Here is a 6000-nt window from a genome sequence, read left to right as displayed (position 1 = left end):
ATCGATTCCTCTCGGCGTCCGATTTTCGATGGCATTCTCTGAAGGGGTGGGGAGACCCCTTCTGGTATCAGAATGCAGCACGGCCTCCGGTCGCGGAAGAAGGCACTTTGAAGTCACCTACTTCTCCCGCGGTTACCGTGCCTTCCACCGCGTGTCCACCTTCAGGGACGCGGGCGGAACCGGTCCACGACGGCGGCATAGCTGTCGCCGCCCCGGCCGTCCGCGAGCGCCTCGTCCACCAGGCCCCGGAAGAACCGCGGCAGCGAGACGTCCACCCCGGCCGCCTCGCTCTCCTGGACGAGGTGGTCCATGGCGGCGGCATGGGTGTCGAGGGTGGCGTCCTTCGCCACCGGGGCGCCGGCGTCGATCTGTTCGGCGTAGGCCGAGACGAACTCGGTGATCGAGGAGATCCACCGGTTGGCGAGCACGGCGAAGTCGGCGGCCGGGACCTTGGCCGTCCCCACCAGGGCCGCCCCGTGCAGGAAGCTGTTCAGGACGCCCCACATGAGGTGGAGGAGGGCCACGTCGTGAAGGGCGGCGATCCCGGGATCGGTGCCGAGGTGCAGGCAGGTGCCCAGGTCACGCAGGACGGGCAGGTGCCTGAGGTAGACCTCCTCGTCCCCGCTGTGGAGCAGGACGGCCTCCGGGCCTCCCATGGACCGCGGGACGGCCATGATCGCCCCGTCGAGGTAGGAGGCGCCGTGGCCGGAGGCCCAGGCGGCGAGCTCGCGTGCCTGGTCGGAGGTGCTGGACGTCAGGTTGACGACGGTGCGCCCGCGCAGGGACTCCCCCAGGGGGTCGAGGACGGACCGGACCGCCTCATGGTCCTTGAGGCACACGATCACGAGGTCTCCGCTCGCCGCCAGCGCGGCCGCCGCGGTGGGCGCGACCCGGGCGCCCTGGGTGATCAGGTCGCCGTCCCTGCCGGGGGTCCGGTTCCACACGGTGGTGGTGCGCCCCGCCCTCAGGTGCGCGGTGGCGATCGCCCGCCCCATCAGGCCGAGACCCAGAATCGCCACGTCCGCTTCGGCGTCGGCTCCGTCGCGGATCACCGAAGCCGCCTCGTTGTCGATCATGAATTTCACCTTCTCTTTTTCCTGGCCTGTCCCGCCCGGGAAAAAATATTCCCGTCACGCACTGCTCAAGATTCTTTCAAGGGACTGGTGAGAGAGTGGCGGAAAATCTGCGGGAAGTGCATCACAGGCCTTCCGGCGCGTCAAGGATTGCCAACCTGATTCGGCCCGTGGGTATTTCCGAATGCACGTCAAACCTTGGAGCGGGGGGCAATGAGGTTCAGATTGCTAGGGCCGTTGGAAGCGATATCGGCGGACGGGCCCGTTGCCCTGGGTGGGACGAAACAGCGCGCGACACTCGGCTATCTGCTGCTGAATGCCAACCGCGTGGTGGCCACGAGCGAGCTCGTCGAGGCCCTCTGGGAATCGGAGGACGTTCCGGCCACGGCCCGGAAGATCCTGCACAACGCGATATGGGGACTCCGGACGATTCTGGCCGAGAACACCGGCCCCGGAAACCACCCGGCCCCCGAGCTGGTGACCAAGGCGCCCGGCTACATGCTGCGGGTCGACCCCGACGACGTGGATCTGCTGGTCTTCCGCCGATGGGTGGCCGCCGGCCGCGCCGAACTCGCGGCGGGAGCGCCGGAGGAGGCCTCGCGGCGGCTGCGGAAGGGCCTCGACCTGTGGGGTGGGCCGCTCCTCGCCGACCTCGCCGAATCGGGTATCACCTGGCCGGAGCTCGACGCGGCACGCCGGGACCGGCTCGACGTCCTGGAGGACCTCTTCGAAGCCGAACTGGAGTGCGGTCGCCACCATTCGATACTCGGCGAGCTGACGATGATGGCCGAGGCGGAGCCCTGGCGAGAACGGGCACGCGGGCAGCTGATGCTCGCGCTGTACCGCTGCGGACGGCAGGCCGACGCGCTGAACGTCTACGAGCGGGTGCGGTCCTCCCTGGTGGAGAACCTCGGTCTGGAACCGGGCCACGGTCTCCGTACGCTCCAGCACGCGATCCTGACCCACGACCCCGCGCTCGCCGCGGACGCCTCGACTCCGCCGCGCGAGGCCCTCGCCCCGGCCCTCGCGCGGCGGCCCCCCGTCGAACAGCCCGCCGGCGCGCCGCTCGTGGTGCCGCGTCAGGGCGGCACGGCCGTGACCGAGCGGATCCCGGTGAGCGCGCTGCTCGTGGGACTGCGGATGGACAGTCTCGACGAGGTGTCGCCCGGGGAGATCGAGACGGCCCTGCACACCGTCGAGGACGTCATCACCCGCTTCGGCGGCACCGTGGTCGCCGCGATCGGATCGCTCACCCTCGCCCTGTTCGGTGTCGACGGGCCGGGCGACGACGATCCCGAGCGGGCCGTCCGGGCCGCCCTGGCGCTGCGCGAACGGTTCTCGGTCGACGCGCAGACGGCGCTCAGGGCGGCGGTGACCACCGGCAGGGCCCTCGTCCGCCTCAGCCCGGCCGTCGAGGCCGGCCGTCCCTCGGCCGTGGGCACGCTCCTCGACGACGGCCGGGCGATGCTGGGGCGCGTACCGGACGGCGACGTGTGGATGAGCGGTGCGGCGCGCCTCGCGACCGCGGCCTCCGTCGCTGCGAAGTCGGCCGACGACTCCTCCGACGCGTGGCAGGTCCTGGGCCTCCTCGGCGACGAGACCGCGTTCCGTACCGACCGCGAACACGAACTGGGGGTGCTCAACGGGCTGCTCGACTGGGCCCGGCACAGCTCGGTCCCCCACCTGGTGACCGTCCTCGGCGCGCCGGGTGTGGGCAAGTCCCACCTGCTCGCGGAGTTCGAGCGGAGCATCGCCGTGCAGTCCCCGGCGCCGGTGCGGGTCCTGACCGCGCGGGCCACCGGCGAGGGCGAGCCGCTCTCCGTGGCGGGAGTGATCCTCGCCCGCTACTGCGGTGTCCTCGCCGAGGACGCGGTCGAGGTCGCCCGGGCCAAACTGGCCGCGGCGGTCTGGCGGCTGCCCATGGCCAAGGCCCGCCGCGCCCAGACGTACCGGCGGCTCCTGCCGCTGCTGCCCGCGGGGGGCGCCCCGGTGGACCCGGCCGACCGGGTCGAGGTCCTGAACGTGTGGGCGGAACTCCTGACGGCGGCCGCCGCGCTCGAACCGGTCGTGGTCGTCGTCGACGACGCCCACCGGGCGGCGGACGCCGTGCTCGACCGGCTCGAATCGCTCTCCGACGGCGCCGGTACGGCCCCGCTGCTCGCCGTCGCCACGGCTCGGCCGGAGCTGCTCGACCGCCGGCCGGGCTGGGGCGGCGGGAAGCACCGGGCGTCGACCCTGACGCTGCTGCCCCCGCGGACGGACGGGTCGGCGGTGTCGGCGGCGGCCCGTCCGCAGGCGCCCTGGCGCGGGCGGAGCATCGCCGTCTGAGGCGGTACGTCACCGCGAAGGGGCCCCGCCGGACGACCGGCGGGGCCCCTTCGGGCCGGACTCCGGGGGCTCAGACGTTCCAGACGCCGCGCGCGGCGGCGTCCTTCACGAAGTCGGAGAAGTCGCGGGGCTCACGGCCCAGCACGCGCCGGACGGTGTCGGTGGGGACGGCGTTCTTGTTGTCGCGGATCTGGGCGACGAGGTCGGCGACGAAGAGCGCGTAGTCGGCGGGCACGTCGTAGCCGACGAGCTCGTCCACGTAGGCCTGGTGCTCGACGGGGACGTAGCGGATGTCGCGGCCGGTGGCCTGGGCGATCTCCTTGACGGCCTCGTCCAGGGTGAGGGCGCGGGCGCCGCTCAGCTCGTAGGTCTGACCGGCGTGGCCGTCCTCCAGCAGGGCCTCGACCGCGACGGCGGCGACGTCCTCGGTGTCGACGAACGGCTCGCGGCCCGAGCCGGCGGGCAGGGACACCTCGCCGGCGAGGACGCCGTCGAGCAGGACGCCCTCGTCGAAGTTCTGGAAGAACCAGTTGGGCCGCAGCACGGTCCACTCGGCGCCGGACTCCTGAACGGCGCGCTCGCCGGCTATCAGCGACTTGCCGCCGACCAGATCGGTGACCCGGGCCTGGAGCAGCACGATGCGGCGTACCCCGCTGCCGACCGCGAGGCCGGACAGCTCGCGCAGCGCGGCCTCGGCGTCCCAGGCGCCGGGCTTGTCCTGCGCGTCCACGAAGTAGGCGACGTCGGCGCCGGCGAGCGCGGGCTCCCAGGTGCTCTTGTCGTCCCAGTCGAAGCGGACGTCCCCGGAGCGGCTGGCCGCGCGGACGGTGGCCCCGCGCTCCTTCAGCCGGTTCACGACGCGGCGGCCGGTCTTTCCCGTACCGCCGAGGACGAGGACGGTGGTGTCGGTCATGGCGAGATGCCTTCCTGCACAGAGGGATGTACGAGATCACTCACGGGGGCGTACGAGCTCACGGGACGTACGAGATCAGGGGGGTGTACGGGACCGGGGCTGTACGAAACCCGGGGGTGTACGGGACCGGGGCTGTACGGGACCCGGGGGTGTACGGGACCGGGGCTGTACGGGACCCGGGGGTGTACGGGACCGGGGGGTGTACGAGGCCGCCCGGGGCGTACGAGACCGGGCCGCCCGCGCGTGCGGGCGGCCCGGTCTGGCCTGTGCGGCCGGTGTGTTCCGGTCAGCCGGAACGGCGGCTCACAGGAACGGGGTGTCCGGGGCGAGCCCGAGGATGGCCCGGCCGTGCACTTCCTGGTTGGTGTTGAAGGCGAACAGGGCGTGCAGGGCGAGGCCCCGGATGTCCCGGTGGAAGCGCTGGAAGGGGACGTCGCGCAGGATCACCGACGCGCCGCTGGCCTCGAACAGCTCGTCGACGGCCTCCTTCGCGAGCTGGATGGCGAAGGCCGCGGTGCCACGGGCGGCGGCCCGCTCGTCCACGGACGGGCTCGTGCCGGCGTCGGCGTGCTCCTGCAGACGGCGCAGCCAGTTCTCCTGGAGCGCCTCGGCGGCCGCGATCTTGTTGGCGGCGACGGCGACCTGGATCTGGGTGACCGGGGACTGGCTCTGGTCGGTCCAGGAGGTGTAGGTGATGCCGCGGCCCGGGAGCCGGTCGAGGAACAGCTCGTAGGCCCCCTTGGCGATGCCGATGTAGGCGGAGGCGCCCTGTGCCATGAAGAAGGGGACGAAGGCGTAGTTGCGGCCGGTGGCGCCGGTGTTGGAGCGGTCGCCGGTGGTCCCGCCGAGGATCTCGATCAGGCTGACCACGCGGTGGGCCGGGACCGTCACGTTGTCGGCGGTCGCCGTCGAGCTGCCGGTGCCGGCACCGTAGGCGGCGTGCCAGTCGTCGGCGATGCTCAGCTCGCTGAAGGGGACGAGGGCGGCGAAGGGGGCCGGGGTCCCGTCCGGGCCGACGAGCAGGGCGGAGAGCAGACCCCAGTTGGCGCCGCGGGCGCCGGAGAGCCACTTCCAGGAACCGCTGAGGGAGTACGAGCCGTCCTCGTTCGCCGTCAGGGTGCCGGAGGGGGTGAAGCCGGTGGAGACGCGGACTGCGCCGCCGGCGTACACCTCCTCCTGGGCCTTGTCCGGGAAGAGGCTGGGAACCCAGGAGCTGGACACCCAGATCATCGAGACCCAGCCGGTGGCCGTGTCGGCACGGGCGATCTCGCTCAGGATCCTGACCTGGTCGGCGACCGGGGCCTCGATGCCGCCGAAGCGACGCGGGACCGCCAGGCGGTACACGCCGGCCTTGTCGAGCAGCTCTATGTTCTCGTCCGGGATCCAGCGACGCTCCTCGCCCGCGGGTCCGCTCTTGCGAAGCGTGTCGACGAGGGCTGTCACCTCGTCCAGCACCGCGGTCACGGCACTGTCGGTCGTGGTCATCCTGTCTCCTCAGAATTTGCCACAGCAACTTAACGGCGCGAATTTCCTGCGCCGACGGGCATTTGTATTCTCTCGGAAGAGGGGTCACGTGCAGGTAATTCGATGCTCTCGAAGAAATCGAGCGGCCGGTTACCGGGGAACGGTTCCACGCCGGAGACGCAAGAGGGGCGAGGAGAGGGAGGGAGAACCGGAAAAGGAAAT

4 protein-coding genes are annotated in these 6000 nt (G+C 71.8%); 1 reads left to right on the top strand and 3 read right to left on the bottom strand.

Annotated elements, in window-relative coordinates:
* Positions 1 to 161 precede the first annotated feature (161 nt).
* Positions 162 to 1076 (bottom strand): NAD(P)-dependent oxidoreductase, encoded by a 915-nt coding sequence (locus ACRRSS_RS37260; protein WP_435975665.1) that lies wholly within the window; start codon positions 1074 to 1076, stop codon positions 162 to 164.
* Positions 1077 to 1400: 324 nt separating this feature from the next.
* Here ACRRSS_RS37260 and ACRRSS_RS37255 point away from each other — a divergent pair, with 324 nt between their 5' ends.
* On the top strand, positions 1401 to 3401 hold the full coding sequence (locus ACRRSS_RS37255) for a BTAD domain-containing putative transcriptional regulator (protein WP_435975664.1): 2001 nt from the start codon (positions 1401 to 1403) through the stop codon (positions 3399 to 3401).
* A gap of 70 nt (positions 3402 to 3471) precedes the next feature.
* Here ACRRSS_RS37255 and ACRRSS_RS37250 read toward each other — a convergent pair whose 3' ends face one another.
* Positions 3472 to 4314: an NmrA family NAD(P)-binding protein gene (locus ACRRSS_RS37250; RefSeq protein ID WP_435975663.1), complete on the bottom strand. Its 843-nt coding sequence runs from the start codon at positions 4312 to 4314 to the stop codon at positions 3472 to 3474.
* Between the two features lie 303 nt (positions 4315 to 4617).
* Positions 4618 to 5799, bottom strand: coding sequence for an acyl-CoA dehydrogenase family protein (locus tag ACRRSS_RS37245; protein ID WP_351906772.1), 1182 nt, complete (start codon positions 5797 to 5799; stop codon positions 4618 to 4620).
* Between the last annotated feature and the right edge of the window lie 201 nt (positions 5800 to 6000).

The sequence above is a fragment of the Streptomyces sp. Qhu_M48 genome (genome assembly GCF_051305195.1).
In the GTDB taxonomy this organism is placed as follows: domain Bacteria; phylum Actinomycetota; class Actinomycetes; order Streptomycetales; family Streptomycetaceae; genus Streptomyces.
This window is presented reverse-complemented; position numbering and strand designations above follow the sequence as displayed.